The organism is Micromonospora sp. WMMD987 (assembly GCF_029581435.1).
GTDB lineage: Bacteria > Actinomycetota > Actinomycetes > Mycobacteriales > Micromonosporaceae > Micromonospora > Micromonospora rifamycinica.
This window is the reverse complement of the sequence record NZ_CP120861.1, coordinates 5,030,294-5,046,238: the sequence shown is the minus strand read 5'-3', so window position 1 is coordinate 5,046,238 and position 15,945 is coordinate 5,030,294. Positions and strand designations below refer to the sequence as shown.

General features: G+C 73.0%; 10 protein-coding genes and 1 pseudogene. 4 read left to right on the top strand and 7 right to left on the bottom strand.

What is annotated here, in order from left to right; all coding sequences use genetic code 11:
• Window positions 1-506 precede the first annotated feature (506 nt).
• A complete protein-coding gene (gene uvrB / locus O7612_RS21170; protein WP_282266830.1) occupies window positions 507-2,615 on the top strand; it encodes an excinuclease ABC subunit UvrB in 2,109 nt (702 codons plus the stop codon).
• 162 nt (window positions 2,616-2,777) lie between these two features.
• Window positions 2,778-3,605, top strand: a pseudogene (locus tag O7612_RS21165) (helix-turn-helix transcriptional regulator); the annotation flags it as partial.
• A gap of 175 nt (window positions 3,606-3,780) precedes the next feature.
• On the opposite strand, the gene O7612_RS21160 reads toward O7612_RS21165, so the two are convergent.
• Both O7612_RS21160 and O7612_RS21155 read right to left on the bottom strand, forming a co-directional pair.
• Entirely contained in the window at window positions 3,781-4,542 is a 762-nt protein-coding gene (locus O7612_RS21160) for an SDR family oxidoreductase (protein ID WP_282266826.1), read from the bottom strand.
• A gap of 376 nt (window positions 4,543-4,918) precedes the next feature.
• Window positions 4,919-5,212, bottom strand: coding sequence for an antibiotic biosynthesis monooxygenase family protein (locus O7612_RS21155; RefSeq protein ID WP_282266824.1), 294 nt, complete (start codon window positions 5,210-5,212; stop codon window positions 4,919-4,921).
• 820 nt (window positions 5,213-6,032) lie between these two features.
• Between O7612_RS21155 and O7612_RS21150 the strand changes: the two genes are divergently transcribed.
• Window positions 6,033-7,031, top strand: coding sequence for a TerC family protein (locus O7612_RS21150; RefSeq protein WP_282266823.1), 999 nt, complete (start codon window positions 6,033-6,035; stop codon window positions 7,029-7,031).
• Between the two features lie 48 nt (window positions 7,032-7,079).
• On the opposite strand, the gene O7612_RS21145 is transcribed toward O7612_RS21150, so the two are convergent.
• Window positions 7,080-8,009 carry an NlpC/P60 family protein gene (locus tag O7612_RS21145; protein ID WP_282266822.1) on the bottom strand — a complete coding sequence of 310 codons (930 nt, stop codon included), beginning with the start codon at window positions 8,007-8,009 and terminating at the stop codon, window positions 7,080-7,082.
• Between the two features lie 59 nt (window positions 8,010-8,068).
• Complete coding sequence (locus O7612_RS21140) at window positions 8,069-9,166, bottom strand: dipeptide epimerase (RefSeq protein ID WP_282266821.1); 1,098 nt, start codon at window positions 9,164-9,166, stop codon at window positions 8,069-8,071.
• A 43-nt stretch (window positions 9,167-9,209) separates the two neighbouring features.
• Here O7612_RS21140 and O7612_RS21135 point away from each other — a divergent pair, with 43 nt between their 5' ends.
• On the top strand, window positions 9,210-10,007 hold the full coding sequence (locus tag O7612_RS21135) for a tyrosine-protein phosphatase (protein ID WP_282266819.1): 798 nt from the start codon (window positions 9,210-9,212) through the stop codon (window positions 10,005-10,007).
• Between the two features lie 177 nt (window positions 10,008-10,184).
• Here O7612_RS21135 and O7612_RS21130 read toward each other — a convergent pair whose 3' ends face one another.
• The 3 genes from O7612_RS21130 to O7612_RS21120 all read right to left on the bottom strand — a co-directional run bounded on the left by O7612_RS21130 (window position 10,185) and on the right by O7612_RS21120 (window position 15,897).
• Window positions 10,185-11,042 carry a serine hydrolase gene (locus O7612_RS21130; protein ID WP_282266818.1) on the bottom strand — a complete coding sequence of 286 codons (858 nt, stop codon included), beginning with the start codon at window positions 11,040-11,042 and terminating at the stop codon, window positions 10,185-10,187.
• A gap of 288 nt (window positions 11,043-11,330) precedes the next feature.
• Entirely contained in the window at window positions 11,331-13,199 is a 1,869-nt protein-coding gene (gene typA, locus O7612_RS21125; RefSeq protein ID WP_282266817.1) for a translational GTPase TypA, read from the bottom strand.
• A 607-nt stretch (window positions 13,200-13,806) separates the two neighbouring features.
• Window positions 13,807-15,897, bottom strand: a complete 2,091-nt coding sequence (locus O7612_RS21120; protein WP_282266815.1) for an efflux RND transporter permease subunit — start codon at window positions 15,895-15,897, stop codon at window positions 13,807-13,809.
• Window positions 15,898-15,945 lie beyond the last annotated feature (48 nt).

The window sequence follows — 15,945 nt, the reverse complement described above, 5'->3', positions numbered from 1 at the left end:
GGTGACGCCGACGGCCGTCGGGGTGACGCGCGGCTGCCGGGGCGGAGCCGGCGGCCGTCGGGGTGACACGTGGCCGTCGGGTGGAGCCCGTAGCCGCCAGGTGGTCCGCCGGGCGGGGGCGTGTCGTGGTGGGGCGTGAGCGGGCTCGTGGCGGCGGTGGACGCGCTCGCGGCGGCCGGACTGAGCGGTGGGGGTCTGCGGGGCGGTCTAGGGGGCGACCGGGGTGCGCCGGGGACGGCAGGGGCGCTCGCGGCGGCCGGTCTGCGCCGAGGGCGCGACCACGCCGGGATGCGCACGCCGGTGATGTCCGGGTGCTGCGACCCCAGGGTGCCGGGCGGTGGGAGCCTGTCGAGGGCCCGGCCTCCGCCGCGGTCGGCCGCCGCGAGCGGCCTACGGTGTCCAGGCTAGCCCTCCCGGATGTGGGCCACAATGGCAATATCGAAGCTGATCACAGGCTTGACGAAGGTCGCGGTGAAGTGTCGGACCCGCGGCGTACCGTGGGAACCATGGCGCTCGACATTCCCCGGCTCGATGGTCGTTTCCAGGTCGTCAGCGATTTCCAGCCGGCCGGCGACCAGCCGGCAGCCATCGACGACCTTGAGCGTCGAGTGCGGCGTGGCGACCGTCACACCGTGCTGCTCGGCGCCACCGGCACCGGCAAGAGCGCCACCACGGCGTGGCTGGTCGAGCGGCTGCAACGGCCGACCCTGGTGCTCGCCCCCAACAAGACGCTCTGCGCCCAGCTCGCCAAGGAGTTCAGCGAGCTGCTCCCGCACAACTCGGTGGAGTACTTCGTCTCCTACTACGACTACTACCAGCCCGAGGCCTACATCCCGCAGACCGACACCTACATCGAGAAGGACTCCTCGATCAACGAGGAGGTCGAGCGGCTGCGGCACAAGGCGACCATGTCGCTGCTCACCCGGCGGGACACGATCGTGGTGGCCACCGTGTCGGCCATCTACGGCCTGGGCACCCCCGAGGAGTACCTCGACCGGGCCGTGCGGATCACCGTCGGGCAGGAACTGGACCGCGACCAGCTCCTGCGCCGGCTGGTCGACATCCAGTACACCCGCAACGACATGGCCTTCCAGCGGGGCACCTTCCGGGTCCGGGGCGACACCCTGGAGATCATCCCGGCGTACGAGGAGCTGGCGGTCCGGATCGAGCTGTTCGGCGACGAGGTGGAGAAGCTCTACTACCTCAACCCGCTCACCGGTGACGTCGTCAAGGAGGTCGACCACCTGCTGATTTTCCCGGCCACCCACTACGCCGCCGGGCCGGAGCGGATGGAGCGGGCGACCCGGGACATCGAGGCCGAGCTGGCCGAGCGGCTGGCCGAGCTGGAACGGCAGGGCAAGCTGCTGGAGGCCCAGCGGCTGCGCATGCGGACCACCTACGACCTGGAGATGATGCGCCAGGTCGGGTTCTGCTCCGGCATCGAGAACTACTCCATGCACATCGACGGCCGGTTGCCCGGCAGCCCGCCGCACTGTCTGCTCGACTACTTCCCGGACGACTTCCTCACCGTGGTCGACGAGTCGCACGTCACCATCCCGCAGATCGGTGGCATGTTCGAGGGTGACGCGTCACGTAAGCGGATGCTGATCGACCACGGTTTCCGGCTGCCCAGCGCCGCCGACAACCGCCCGCTGCGCTTCGACGAGTTCCTGGAGCGGGTCGGGCAGCTGGTCTTCCTGTCGGCCACTCCGGGGCCGTGGGAGATGGAGCAGGCCCAGGGCGAGTTCGTCGAGCAGGTCATCCGGCCGACCGGTCTGATCGATCCGGAGGTCGTGATCAAGCCGACCCGGGGTCAGATCGACGACCTGATGCACGAGATCAAGCTGCGTACCGAGCGGGACGAGCGGGTGCTGGTCACCACGCTGACCAAGAAGATGGCCGAGGACCTGTCCGACTACCTGCTGGAGAACGGCATCCGGGTGCGCTACCTGCACTCCGAGGTCGACACCCTGCGCCGGGTGGAGCTGCTGCGTGAGCTGCGTAAGGGCGACTACGACGTGCTGGTCGGCATCAACCTGCTCCGGGAGGGCCTCGACCTGCCGGAGGTCTCCCTGGTGGCGATCCTGGACGCCGACAAGGAGGGCTTCCTGCGCAGCGGCCGGTCGCTGATCCAGACCATCGGCCGGGCCGCCCGTAACGTCTCCGGCCAGGTGCACATGTACGCCGACAAGATCACCCCGTCGATGGCGGCGGCGATCGACGAGACCAACCGCCGACGGGCCAAGCAGATCGCGCACAACGAGGCGCACGGGATCAGTCCCGAGCCGCTGCGTAAGAAGATCCACGACATCCTCGACGACATCTACCGCGAGGCGGAGGACACCGAGAACGCCCGGGTCGGCGGGGCGGCCCGCCAGCTCTCCCGGGGCAAGGCGCCGGTCAAGGAGACCCGTAGCCGTGGTCGGGGCGCCGCGGACACCCCGTCGCGGGAAGGGATGGCCCGTGCCGACCTGGCGCAACTGATCCAGGAACTCAACGATCAGATGCTCGCCGCCGCCCGGGAGCTGCAGTTCGAGCTGGCCGCCCGGATCCGCGACGAGGTGGCCGACCTGAAGAAGGAACTGCGGGGAATGGACGCCGCCGGGGTGAAGTGAGGGCACGGCGTCGGCCGGGCGTACGCTGCCGGGTGGAGGCTACGGTCGAACCGCCTGGCAACGGACGGGATGCGAATCCGACTCGGATGCACATTGCAGCGTGCGAGCGAGGAGTTGCCCTGGGTGATGATCCTGCGTACCCTCCCTCGTGGGGAGGCCGGGATGCCATTGTCATCGAGTCCTGTCATTCGACGTGCACGGCTCGGCGCCGAGCTGCGCCAGTTGCGCAGACGGGAGGCGCTGACGCTGGAACAGGTGTGTACCCGGTTGGGCTGGGCCTCCACATCGAAGCTGTCCCGCATCGAGCTGGGGCAGAGCCGGCCCGACCTGGCCGACGTGCTCGACCTGCTGGACGTCTACGAGGTCCCGTCACCGCAGCGTGAGGCGCTGATCGTCATCGCCCGGGACGCGGCGACCGGTCGCGGCTGGTGGAAGGCGCTCGGCGAGATGAGCGAGCGGCAACGCACCTACGCCGAGCTGGAGGCGGGTGCGGCGAGCATCGTGGAGTACCAGCCGGCGGTGCTGCCCGGCCTGCTCCAGGCGCCCGGCTACGCCCGGCTGCGGATCACGGCCGGCCGGCTGCTGCATCCGGACATCGACGTCGAGGCCGATCTGCGGGCCAGGCTCACCCGGCAGGCGGTGTTGCGCCGGCCCGATCCGCCGCGGTACACCGCCCTGCTCGACGAGCGGGCCTGCGACCCCGCCGACCTGCCCGCCGACGTCTGGCGCGAGCAGGTGGACCAGTTGCTGGCGATGGCCGAACTGCCGCACGTGACGATCCGGGTGGTGCCCGGTACGGCGGTCCCGCCCGGCGGGGCACACCCGTTGACCGCCTTCTCGTGCTACTCGTTCCCCGACCCGGCCGACCCGCGCACGGTGATGCTGGAGGCGATGACCACCGACGTCCGGCTGGCCTCCGACGTGGACGTCAGTCGGTACGACCGGATGACCGGCTGGCTCTCCGCCGCCGCGCTGAGCCCGGCGGAGACGGTGGAGCTGTTCTGTCGCCGGGCCGCCGACCTCGCGGCCGGTCCGCCCGCCGGCCCGGCCGTCGACCTGTCGGCCGACGACGAGGCCGCCCGGGAGGAGCGGGCCGCCGACGAGGAGGCCGGTGACGTCGCGTCCGGGAATCCGGAGGCCGGCAGGCGGACGACCGTGCCGGGGCTCACCCGTAGCGGTTGAACCCACCCTCGGAGTCGATGACCTGACCGGTGATCCAGTCCGCCTCCGGCGAACAGAGGAACCGGACCAGCCGCGCCGCGTCCTCGGGCGTTCCCCAGTGCCCGGTCGGGAAGCGTGCCGCCACGGCGTCGTGGACGTCCGGTGCGGCGTAGCCGGTGTCGGTCGGCCCGGGATTGAGGCAGTTGACGGTGATGCCGCGGGGCATGAGCAGGGGCGCGAGCTGGGCGGTGAGGTTCTCCACGCCGGCCTTGCTGGCCGCGTAGGCCAACTCGGTCGGCATCGGGCCGAGTCGCTGGCCGCTGGAGAAGAACACCAGTCGACCTCCCGCCCCGGCGGTGAACGCGGCGCTGAACGCGTCGGCCAGCAGCAGGGTGGCCCGTACGTTCACCAGCAGGTGCCGGTCGATCTGGTCCACCTCCAGCTCGCCCAGGCCGGTCGGGTGGGAGTGGGCGTGCGCCGCCACCACCGCGTCGAGCCGGCCGTGCCGACGTACCGCCTCGGCGACCAGGGCGACCGGGGCGGCGGGGTCGAGCAGGTCGGCGGTGACGTGGTCGGCGGCTTCGCCCAACTCGGCCAGGAGCGCCGGTACGCCGTCCGGGTCGCCGCCGTAGGGCTGGTTGTCGTCGTAGCCGGGCAGGCCGGTGAGGAGCAGGCGGTGCCCGTCGGCGGCGAGGGTGCGGGCGATCGCCGCGCCGATGCCGATCCGTCGGCTCACCCCGGTCACCAGGAACACCCGTCCAGCCATGCGGGCCAGTCAACCGGACCGGCCGGTCCGGCCGCCACGGATTATCCGTCACCGCCCCGTGCCGGGGTCGCCACGCGGACCGTCAGGCCCGACCCGCGTGCCCGGTGGCGGGTCGCGCTTCCCTGTCAGGCCCGGCTCCGGCGGCCGGTCGCGGGTCGCGCTTCCCTGTCAGGCCCGGCTCCGGCGGCCGGTCGCGGGTCGACGCACCGCGCGACGCGCGGCGGGTGCGATGTCGGCAGGGGTGGCCACCAGCGTGGACCACCGGACCCGGCACCCCCGAACGCGTCGGGGCCGGTGTGCCTCGCGTGCGCCGCACGGTAACCCGGGGGTACGACAGATCCGGTCGAGTCGGGATCGACCAGGGTGGATCAGTTTCTCAGGCCGGTACGTCGACGAAGTGCTCGACCCGGGGCGGGGTGGCGAAGTACGGGCCGATCAGCGCCCGCCACCTGCCGAACGCCTCGGTGCCCCGGAAGTTCTGCTCGTGGGCCTGCACCGAGTCCCACTCGACCAGCAGGACGAACCGCGAGGGGCTTTCGATACCCCGGGTCATCCGGACCGAGCGGCAGCCCTGGACGGCGACGATGATGGCGTGCGCCTGCGCGTAGGCGGCGGCGAAAGCATCCTCGTTACCGGGTTGTACGTCGATGAGCGCGACCTCAAGCACCATGTCCGACAGCCTGCCACGTCACCCCGCCCCGCCGCGGTACCGGGGGCGATCGCCGCACCGGCGGCCGGGGGCGCCGGAGCCCACGGGGCGCGGACCGGGCCGCCGCGTCGACCGGGCCGCCGCGTCGACCGGGCCGCCGCGTCGACCGGGCCGCCGCGTCGACCGGGCCGCCGCGTCGACCGGGCCGCCGCGTCGACCGGGCCGCCGCGTCGACCGGGCCGCCGCGTCGACCGGGGGCGCGAACGCGTCCCGAACGGGCGGCGCGGGCGTCACCGACGGCGGGGCGTGCCACCGATGGCCCGGCGGTCGTCGGCACGCCGGGCGGTAAACCCGTCGCCGTCGACAGCCGGGTGGCGACGCGGGGAGGCCGCCGGGTCGGAAGGTCGGCCCCCGGTTATCCCTAGTCTCCTAGGACGGCCTGCGGGGTGCGCGCCGGGCAACCAGTGCCGGGAGTTCAGCAAGGTCGGATGACGCAGGTGGCGGGAAAAGGGACGGACGGTCCAGGTGGGGAGCGGGTGACGACGGTGGAAGACGGATGTCGGAACGTGACGCGGTAGGCAATGCCCGCCGCAGGAGATGCGCCCGTGGCCCCCGATGGTGAACAATGGCGGCCGAGGAGGGGAGTATTCCCCCGCGACGGAGTCGTCAGCACGGTCGAGCGTCACCCCCGGCGATCGACCCGGCTCCGCCGGTCGGCGGCCCGTTCGCGGGTCACCGGCGGAAGAGACCTCCGACAGTCACCAGTGTGTGCGTCGTCGCCCACCCCGCCGTCACGCGGCGTACGGTGTGCCCGACGCCGCGTGTCTGCCGGAGGAATGGATTGAACGTGTCCGGAATGGTGTGGGCGGGAACCCTCGTCGCACTCACGGCAGTGCTCCTCGTCGACCTCTTCATCATCGGTCGCCGGCCGCACGAGCCCAGCGTCCGCGAGTCGAGCCTCTGGGTCAGCTTCTACGTCGGTCTGGCGCTGCTCTTCGGTGCCGGGCTGTGGGTCACCTCGGGCGGCAACGTGGCCGGCCAGTTCTACACCGGCTGGTTGACCGAGTACAGCCTCTCGGTGGACAACCTCTTCGTCTTCGTGATCATCATGGCCCGATTCGGGGTGCCCCGGAAATACCAGCAGAAGGTGCTGCTCGTCGGCATCGTGCTGGCCCTGGTCATGCGGGGCGGCTTCATCGCCGCCGGAGCTGCGCTGCTCGCCCAGTTCTCCTGGGTGTTCTACATCTTCGGCGCGTTCCTGATCTACACGGCGATCAACCTGGCCCGCCAGGGTGAGCCGGAGGAGGACGAGTTCAAGGAGAACGTGCTGATCCGGTGGAGCCGTAAGGCGCTGCCGATCTCGCGGGACTACGACGGCGCGAAGCTCACCACCTACCAGGCCGGCCGGCGGTTGTTCACGCCGATGCTGGTGGTGATGATCGCGATCGGCACCACCGACCTGATCTTCGCGCTGGACTCGATCCCGGCGATCTTCGGGATCACCCAGGAGCCCTACCTGGTCTTCACCGCGAACGTGTTCGCGCTGATGGGCCTGCGGCAGCTCTACTTCCTGGTCGGTGGGCTGCTCGACCGGCTGGTCTACCTGAGCTACGGGCTCGCGGTGGTGCTCGGCTTCATCGGCGTGAAGCTGGTGCTGGAGGCGCTGGCCGACAACAACCTGCCGTTCCTCAACGACGGCGAGCCGATCGGCTGGGCGCCGCACATCCCGATCTGGCTGTCGTTGACGGTCATCGTCGGGTGTCTCGCCGTGGCGACGGTGGCCAGCCTGGTCAAGTCGGCCCGGGACCGACGCCGCGAGCTGGTCGACGTCCACCGCTGACCGTGGCCCGGCAGGGGCGTCGCCGGGTCCGGCGACGCCCCTGCCCGGTCAGACCCGGTGCGCGCCGACCAGGGTGGCGATCCGGTCGGGCGGCAGTGACTCGGCCAGCACCCGCTGCTGCCGGTAGCAGGCGTGCAGCATCCGGGGTCCGCTGCCGGCGGTCACCAGACCCACGTGGTGGATGCTCCGCCCGGGTCGGGCGAAGAAGTAGAGGTCGCCGGGGCGTTCCTCGCCGGCCGGCACGGGTGTGGTGGCCGCCGCCTGGTCGTCGGCGTCCCGGGGCAGCGGCACGCCGAAGCGCCGCCAGGCCAGGTGGACCAGGCCGGAACAGTCGATCCCGTGCCCGGAGAGCCCGCCCCAGACGTACGCGACGTCCCGGAGCCGGGCGGCGACGGCCAACACGTCGCCGGCCGACGGCGCGACGGCCGGGAGGCCGGCGACGTGCGCCTCGGGCACCCACAGCGGGTCGGGGCGACCGGGCACCCGGACCGGCCGCCACCCGCCGACGGCCGGACCCAGGGGGACGAGCCGGGTGCCGAGGACGACCCCGGGCAGGGCCACCGGGCCGCCCGGTGCGGTGCGTAGGTCGGTACTCACCGCGTCCACGACCAGCGGTGCGGGCGGATCGCCGTCCGGTGTGCTCCGGTCGCGGGTCGGCGGGGCCGGGGCGAGCTGCACGGTGGGCAGCCACCCGGGGTAGCCACGCGGGTCGCGGCGGGGGGCGGCCTGTTCCACCGCCACCACCTCGGCCCAGCCGCCGGGGAGCACCGCGGTGACCAGCACCCGCTCGCCGAGCAGCAGCTGGCTGAGCACACAGTCGCCGACCCGCTGGGCGGCGTCCATGCCGGTGATCCAGCGGTCGGTGGCCGACGGCACCGCCAACGCCGGCCGGTCGACCGGCCGGGTGGCCCCCGGATCCGTCCAGAGGGTGGCGACCGCTACCCGTACCAGGGCCTCACGACCCGGCTCCAACTCCACGTCGACCTCCGGCTCACGTGTCGGTGCCTACCGGACGATAGAGAAGAAATTTGCCGCCATCACATCCGGTCCTGAACTTTTGTTTCGGTTACCGCGCTGATGCCGAGCCCCGGGACGTCCGGCAGCACCACCGTGGCGCCCTCGTACCGCAGCCCGCCGTGCACCGGCGACGAGGCCAGCCACCAGGCGGCGTCCAGGTCGGACACCGCGCTGGTCCGGTAGGCGGCGGCCAGGCTGGCCGCCGCGCCGACCCCGACCTCACTCTCCATCATGGACCCGACCAGGGTGCCCATCCCGTGCGCGCGGGCGAGTTCCAGCAGGGTCCGCGCGGGTCGCAGGCCACCGCACTTGGCGAGCTTGACGTTGACCAGGTCGGCGGCCCGACGGCGGATCACCTCGACCAGGTCCCGCACCCCGAACACCGCCTCGTCGGCCAGGATCGGCACGTCCACCCGGTCGCCGACCCAGGCCATGCCGTCGAGGTCCCAGCGGGCCACCGGCTGCTCGACCAGTTCCACGTCGAGCCCGGCGTCCTGCACGCCCCGGATCACCCGGACCGCCTCGCGCGGCGTCCACCCCTGGTTGGCGTCCAACCGGATCCGGACCTGCGGGCCGACGGCCTCCCGGACCGCGCGGACCCGTTCCAGGTCCCCGGCCGCATCCGTGCCGACCTTCAGCTTCAGCACGTCGAACCCCTCGGCCCGCCGCTGCCGGGCGGCCGCCGCGAGCTGCCCAGCGTCCCCGGCGGCCAGCGTGACGTCCGTCGGGAGCCGCAGCGTCCCACCCCCGAGAAACCGCACCAGCGGTACGCCGAGCCGCCGTGCCGCCAGGTCGTGCAGGGCGACGTCCAACGCGGACCGGGCCGCCTCGTTGCCGGCCACCGTCGCCTCCATCTCCGCGCAGCGGGCCAGCACGTCGTCGGCGTCCCGGCCGACCACCGCCGGGGCGAGCAGGTCGCGGACGCACGCCTCCGCCCCGGCCACCGACGCCCCGGTGACCTGCCACACCTGCGGCGCCTCGCCGTAGCCGGACCGTCCGTCGGTGTCGGTCACCTCCACCACCAGGGTCCGCACCGTCGTGGTCCGGCGCAGCGCGGTGACGAAGGGGGTGTGCAGCGGCGCGGACAGCCGGTGGGTGCGTACCGCGGCGATCGTCATGTGCGGCACCCTATACGCACGACAGCGCCGGAGAGGGAGGCCGATGAACGCGCGGGACTGGGAGCTGGTGGGCGCACCGAACGCCCGTGACCTGGGCGGACTGCCCACCATCGACGGGCGGCGGGTGCGGGTCGGCCGGCTGATCCGCACGTCGGCGCTGGGTCGGCTCACCGAGGACGACCTCACGGTGCTGGGCCGGCTCGCCCCGGCCTGCGTCGTCGACCTGCGCGACGACTCCGAGACCGCGCTGGCCCCGCCGAACCGGCTGGTCGGCGACCCCTTCCTGGTCCGGCTGCCGGTGCTCGACCCGGCACGTCCGGAGTTCACGTACCTCTCGGCCGTGCTGCACGGCCACGACCTCGCCGGGTACGACGAGGTGGCCCGGCGGGGCGCGGCGGCGGCGATGGCGACGGTCTACCGTTGGTTCGTCACCGGGGCGGCGGCCCGCGAGGGTTTCGCCCGTGCGGTCCGGTTGGCGGCCGACCCGGCGAACCTGCCGCTGCTGTTCCACTGTTCGGCCGGCAAGGACCGCACCGGGTGGCTGGCGGTGGTGCTGCTCACCGCCCTCGGCGTCGACGAGGAGACGGTACGGGCGGACTACCTGCGGCACAACGAGCTGACGGTGCAGCTACGCGCGGCGATGACGGCGGCGATGCTGCGGCAGCGGCCCGAGTTGGATGCGGAGACGGCGCGGGCGGTGCTGGAGGTCCGACCCGAGTACCTGGACGCCGGGTACGACGAGGTGCGTCGGGTGTACGGGTCGTTCGACGCCTACCTGGCCGAGGGGCTGGGGGTGACCGCCGCGGTGCGCGCCGCCCTGTGCACACACCTGTTGGACTGACGCCGGTCGCGCGCCCCGGGTCCGGCCGGTGCGGTGTCGACGCGCGGGCCGGGCCGTGGCGGTCCGGCCCGCGCTGGCCGAGGTGGTGCTGGCCGGGCGCTGCGGGGCGGGGTTGGTGCGGGCCGGGGCGGGTCTGGGCGGTGCGGGTCTGTGCGGGCCTGGGCGGTGCGGGCAGGGTCAGCCGGTCAGGTCGTGCCGGGCGGCCCAGGCCGTCGCCGAGATCTCGGCGACCAGTCGGCAGGCGTCGTCGAGGTCGGGATCGGGGGAGGCGGCGAGGTCGGTGGTGGTGCACACCGCGATCACGTACGCCGGGGCGTCGTCGGGCAGGACCACGCCGACGCCGTGCCGCACGCCGCGTACCCAACCGTTCTTGTGGGCGATCCGGGTGCCGGCGGGCAGCCCGGCGGCGAGGTCCTCGCGGTGCCGCTGGTCCAGCAGCACGTCCATCATGGCGGCGCAGCCCGCCGGGGAGGCCAGCGGACCGGCCCGGTGCACGCCGACGGCCAGCCCACCGAGCAGTGCCGCCAGGTCGGCGCAGGTGACCAGGTTGGTGACGCCGGCCTCCCGGGCGGCGGCGTCCTCGATGCCCCGGCCGGTGACGCTGTGCCGGGCCCCGGCGAGCTGCCACGCCCGCGCCACGGCCGGCAGCCCGACCCGGTCGAGGAGCAGGTTGGTGGCGAGGTTGCTGGACCGGGTGATCATGCGGTCGGCGAGCCACCGCGGGGTGGCCCGCCCGCCCAGCCGTTCCCAGACCGCGTCGTCGTTGTCGTAGTGCCGGGCGCAGGAGAACCGGGGTGCGCCCGGCCGGGCCGAGGTGAACTCGTTGACCACCGGGACCGGGCGGTCCAGGGCGAGGGTGCCGGCCTCGGCGGCCCGGTGCAGGGCCAGCAGCACCGCGACCTTCATGGTGCTGGCCGCGTAGTGGGTGGCGTCGGGGGTGCGGGTCCAGGTGGGCGGCGCGTCGAGCCGACCCAGGTACGCCGAGACGGTGCCGGGCACCCGGTCCAGCCGGGCGTCGAGGTCATCCCAGGTCATGCCCGTGACGCTAGCCGAATCCGACCCGCCGGGACGGCCCAGCCGCCCCCGGGACTCCGCCTTGCGGTCGGTTGCGCTCCTGGGACTCCGCCTTGCGATCGGTTGCGCTCCTGGGACTCCGCCTTGCGGTCGGTTGCGCTCCCGGGAGGATGCCGGGCGGCCGGCTGCGCTCCCGGGGACGGGCGGCCGGCGGAGCCCCGGGGTGGGGACGGGCGGAGCCCCGGTCCGGGTGCGGCGGACCGGGGCTCCAGGTGAGGCGGAGTGGAGCTGTGGGTGAAGCGGGACGGGTCAGCTGGCGTGCTTGCGGCGGGCGGCCATCCGGCCCCGCTGGGTCTGGTCCAGCACCACCTTGCGGATCCGGACGGCGACCGGAGTCACCTCGACGCACTCGTCCTCGCGGCAGAACTCCAGCGCCTGCTCCAGGGAGAGCTTGCGCGGCGGGATCAGCTTCTCGGTCTCGTCGGAGGTCGAGGCCCGCATGTTGGTGAGCTTCTTCTCCTTGGTGATGTTGACGTCCATGTCGTCGGAGCGGGAGTTCTCCCCGACGATCATGCCCTCGTACACCTCGGTGGTCGGCTCGACGAAGAGCTGGCCGCGCTCCTGGAGGTTGATCATGGCGAACGGGGTGACCACGCCGGAGCGGTCGGCCACCAGCGAGCCGTTGTTGCGGGTCCGCAGCTCACCGAACCACGGCTCGTACGACTCGAAGACGTGGTGCAGGATGCCGGTGCCCCGGGTGTCGGTGAGGAACTCGGTGCGGAACCCGATCAGGCCGCGTGCCGGCACCAGCCACTCCATCCGGATCCAGCCGGTGCCGTGGTTGACCAGCTGCTCCATCCGGCCCTTGCGGGTGGCCAGCAGCTGGGTGATCGCACCCAGGTACTCCTCCGGCGCGTCGATGGTGAGCCGCTCGACCGGCTCGCAGGTCTTGCCGTCGATCTCCCTGGTGACCACCTGCGGCTTGCCGACGGTCAGCTCGTAGGACTCGCGCCGCATCTGCTCGACCAGGATGGCCAGGGCCAGCTCACCACGACCCTGCACCTCCCAGGCGTCCGGCCGCTCGGTGGGCAGCACCCGCAGCGACACGTTGCCGATCAGCTCCTTGTCGAGCCGGTCCTTGACCATCCGGGCGGTGACCTTGGCGCCCTTGACCCGGCCGACCAGCGGCGAGGTGTTGGTACCGATGGTCATCGAGATGGCCGGCTCGTCCACGGTGATCAGCGGCAGCGGGACCGGGTTCTCCGCGTCGGCCAGGGTCTCGCCGATCATGATCTCGGGGATGCCGGCGACGGCGATGATGTCGCCCGGCCCGGCCGACTCGGCGGGCTTGCGCTCCAGGCCCTCGGTCATCAGCAGCTCGGAGATCCGGACCCGCTGGGTGCTGCCGTCGGTGCGGCACCAGGCCACCGTCTGGCCCTTGGTGATGGTGCCCTGGCGCACCCGGCACAGCGCCAACCGGCCGAGGAACGGCGAGGCGTCCAGGTTGGTGACGTGCGCCTGGAGCGGGGCGTCCTCGTCGTAGGAGGGCGGCGGGATGGTGTCCAGCAGGGTACGGAACAGCGGCTCCAGGCTGCTGCTGTCGGCCGGCACCGAGCCGTCGGCGGGCTGGGTCAGCGAGGCGATGCCGTCGCGGGCGCAGGCGTAGACGATCGGGAAGTCGATCTGCTCCTCGTCGGCGTCCAGGTCGAGGAAGAGTTCGTAGGTGTCGTCCACGACCTCCTTGATCCGGGCGTCGGGGCGGTCCACCTTGTTGATCACCAGGATGATCGGCATTCGGGCCTTGAGCGCCTTGCGGAGCACGAACCGGGTCTGCGGCAGCGGGCCCTCGCTGGCGTCGACCAGCAGCACCACGCCGTCGACCATGGTCAGGCCCCGCTCGACCTCGCCACCGAAGTCGGCGTGACCGGGGGTGTCGATGATGTTGATGGTGACCGGGTCGGAGCCGTCCGCCGGCAGGTACCGCACGCCGGTGTTCTTGGCCAGGATGGTGATGCCCTTTTCCCGTTCGAGATCCATCGAGTCCATGACGCGCTCGGTGTTCTCACCACGGGCCCCGTAGGCGCCGGCCTGCCGCAACATGGCGTCGACCAGGGTCGTTTTGCCGTGGTCGACGTGGGCGATGATGGCGACATTGCGGAGGTCGGTGCGAAGCTGCATACCCTCCATACTCCTGTCTGCGGTTGCCGGGGCAGGCGTCGGGGTCGTCCCCTCACCGCCCGGATCTCTGCCGGAACTGCTGTTCCGGCCGTGCCAGCTGCGGGTCTGCCGATCCCACCGGCGTCCCGTCGGCCCGGTGGGCCGGCGGGCACCTGCCAGCCGCGACGGTCATCGCGGACGGGGCCGCGGTGACCGTCGCGCTGACGGTGCCGGGGGAGTCGACCCTGCTGGTCGGTCTCCTAGCGTACGCGGGCCCGGGAAGGCCCGTCCCGGCACTGCTCCCGCCGACCGGCCGGGCCGTGACCGGGGACACATCCCCGCACCTCAGCCCTGACTCTCCCCCCACTCCGGCCCGCCCCGTGCCCCCGCCCCGGCCCGCCCATGTTCGCCCTCGAACAAGGTTGTGGTGGTGTTCGATGCTGCGGAGGCAACTACAACCAGGATCGAGCGTGATCTTGCTCGCGGGTGCCCCGGGATGGGGCGGGGCAAGGGGCGAGGGCTGGGTCAGGGTGACGGTTGAAGGGCGGGACAAGGGGCGGGGCAAGGGGCTGGGTCAGGGGCGGGGCAAGGGGCGAGGGCTGGGTCAGGGTGACGGTTGAAGGGCTGGTCAGGGGCGGGAGGCGTCGCCGTGGACCCGGCCCGGCCACCAGAACCGGTCACCGAGCACGAACGCCAGCGCCGGCACCAGCACCGTGCGGACCAGCAGCGTGTCGAGCAGCACACCGAGGCACACGATGATCCCGATCTGGGTCAGCAGGATCAGCGGCAGCACCCCGAGGACGGCGAAGACCGCGGCGAGCAGGACGCCCGCGCTGGTGATCACCCCGCCGGTGACCCGCAGGGCGGACAGCATCCCGTCCCGGGTGCCGGCGAGGCGGGCGTCCTCCCGGGCCCGGGTGACCAGGAAGATGTTGTAGTCCACCCCGAGCGCGACGAGGAACACGAAGGCCAGCAGGAGCACCCCGCTGTCCAGCGCGGGGAAGCCCAGCACGTGGTCGAAGAGCAGCCAGGCCGCGCCGAGGCTGGCGAAGAAGGACGCGATCACGGTGAGTACCAGCAGCAGCGGGGCGAGCAGGCCGCGCAGCAGCACCACCAGCACGGCGAGGACGAGCACCAGGATGATCGGCAGGATCAGCCACAGGTCGCGGGTGTTGGCCTCGTCGGAGTCGTACGTCGCGGCGACGGTGCCCCCGACGAGCGCCCCGTCGGCGGGGTCGGCGCCCTCGGCGGCGGGTGGAGCCGAGTCGGGCACGGCGGCGACGGCGTCGCGTAGCGCCTCGACGGCCCGGTCGGACGCCGGGGTGCCCGGTTCGTCGGTCAGCACCACGTCGACCTGGGCGACGCTGCCACCGGCCGGTCCGGGTCGGGCGGTGGCGACCCCGGGCACGGCGGCGGCGGCCCGGGTGACCGCTGCGGCGGCGGCCGGGTTGGTGAGGACGGCCACCGGCTGGGTGGTGCCGGCGGGGAAGGCGCGGGCCAGGGTCTCGGCCCCGGCGACCGCCTCCGGCTCGACCCGGAACTGCTCGGTCTCGGACAGGCCGGTGCGAATGCCCAGCCCGCCGAGGGCGAGGCCGGCGAGCAGCAGGGTGGCGAGCACGGCGACGGGCACCGGGCGGCGGACCACGGCCGCGCCGAGCCGGCCCCACAGCCGGCCCTCCCGGGCCGCGCCGCCGACCTTCGGCACGAACGGCCAGAACAGCCCCCGGCCGAAGACGACCAGCACGGCGGGGAGCACGAACAGTGCCGAGAGCATGGCGAACACCACCCCGGTGGCGCAGGCCACGGCGAGCGCCCGGTTGGTTTCCTGCTCGGACAGCAGCAGCGTGAGTACGCCGAGCACGACGGTGCCGCCGCTGGCCAGGATCGGTTCGGCGGTACGGCGCAGGGCGGCGCGCATCGCGGCGAACCGGTCCTCGTCGCGGCGCAGCTCCTCCCGGTAGCGGGCGATGAGCAGCAGGGCGTAGTCGGTGGCGGCACCGAAGACCAGCACGCTGGCGATGCCGGTGACCGCGCCCTCCTGGAGGTTGATGCCGACGGCCGGGACGATGGTGTCGACGGCCCGCAGGGTGAGCTGTTCGGTGGCGGCGACCACGATCAGCGGCACGATCCACAGGAACGGGCTGCGGTAGGTGATCAGCAGCAGCAGGGCGACCACGCCGGCGGTGACCGCGAGCAGGGTGACGTCGGCGCCCTCGAAGACCTTGGTCAGGTCGGCGGTGAACGCGGGTGCCCCGGTGACCGCGGCGGTGATCCCGTCAGGCAGGCCGGTGAGCGCGGCGCGTACCTGGGCCACCTCGTCGGCGACGGCCTGCTGGCCGCCGGCGGTGTCCAGCGGGACGGCGAGCAGCGCGACGGTGCCGTCCGGGGAGACCTGGGCCGGGCTGACCTGGCCGCCGACGGCGAGCCGGCCCAGCGCGGCGGCCCGGTCGGTGACGGCGGCCCGGTCGGCGTCGGTCAGCGCGGCGCCGTCGTTCCGGCTGACCACGACGATCGCCGGCTGGACGTCGCGTTGCGGTAGCTGGTCCTGGAGGCGTTCCACCTGGGTCGACTGCCACTGCGCGGACAGGCCGGTGCTGGAGACGGGGGCGGGGTTGTCGGGCCTGGGGAGCCCGAAGACGACGGCGCCGACGACGATCGCGGCGACCACGGTGAGCCAGGCGGCGAGCCGGCTGCGGGCGACGCGGGTGAACAGAGACATCGGCTGCCCTCTTGGTCGGTGGGAACGCGGACGGAGAGATAACCCGTT

Bases quoted from the DNA above. Each gene is read 5' to 3' on its own strand.
- uvrB (WP_282266830.1), top strand. From the start codon at position 507: ATGGCGCTCGACATTCCCCGGCTCGATGGTCGTTTCCAGGTCGTCAGC.
- O7612_RS21160 (WP_282266826.1), bottom strand. From the start codon at position 4,542: ATGGCTGGACGGGTGTTCCTGGTGACCGGGGTGAGCCGACGGATCGGC.
- O7612_RS21155 (WP_282266824.1), bottom strand. From the start codon at position 5,212: ATGGTGCTTGAGGTCGCGCTCATCGACGTACAACCCGGTAACGAGGAT.
- O7612_RS21140 (WP_282266821.1), bottom strand. From the start codon at position 9,166: ATGACGATCGCCGCGGTACGCACCCACCGGCTGTCCGCGCCGCTGCAC.
- O7612_RS21135 (WP_282266819.1), top strand. From the start codon at position 9,210: ATGAACGCGCGGGACTGGGAGCTGGTGGGCGCACCGAACGCCCGTGAC.
- O7612_RS21130 (WP_282266818.1), bottom strand. From the start codon at position 11,042: ATGACCTGGGATGACCTCGACGCCCGGCTGGACCGGGTGCCCGGCACC.
- typA (WP_282266817.1), bottom strand. From the start codon at position 13,199: ATGCAGCTTCGCACCGACCTCCGCAATGTCGCCATCATCGCCCACGTC.
- O7612_RS21120 (WP_282266815.1), bottom strand. From the start codon at position 15,897: ATGTCTCTGTTCACCCGCGTCGCCCGCAGCCGGCTCGCCGCCTGGCTC.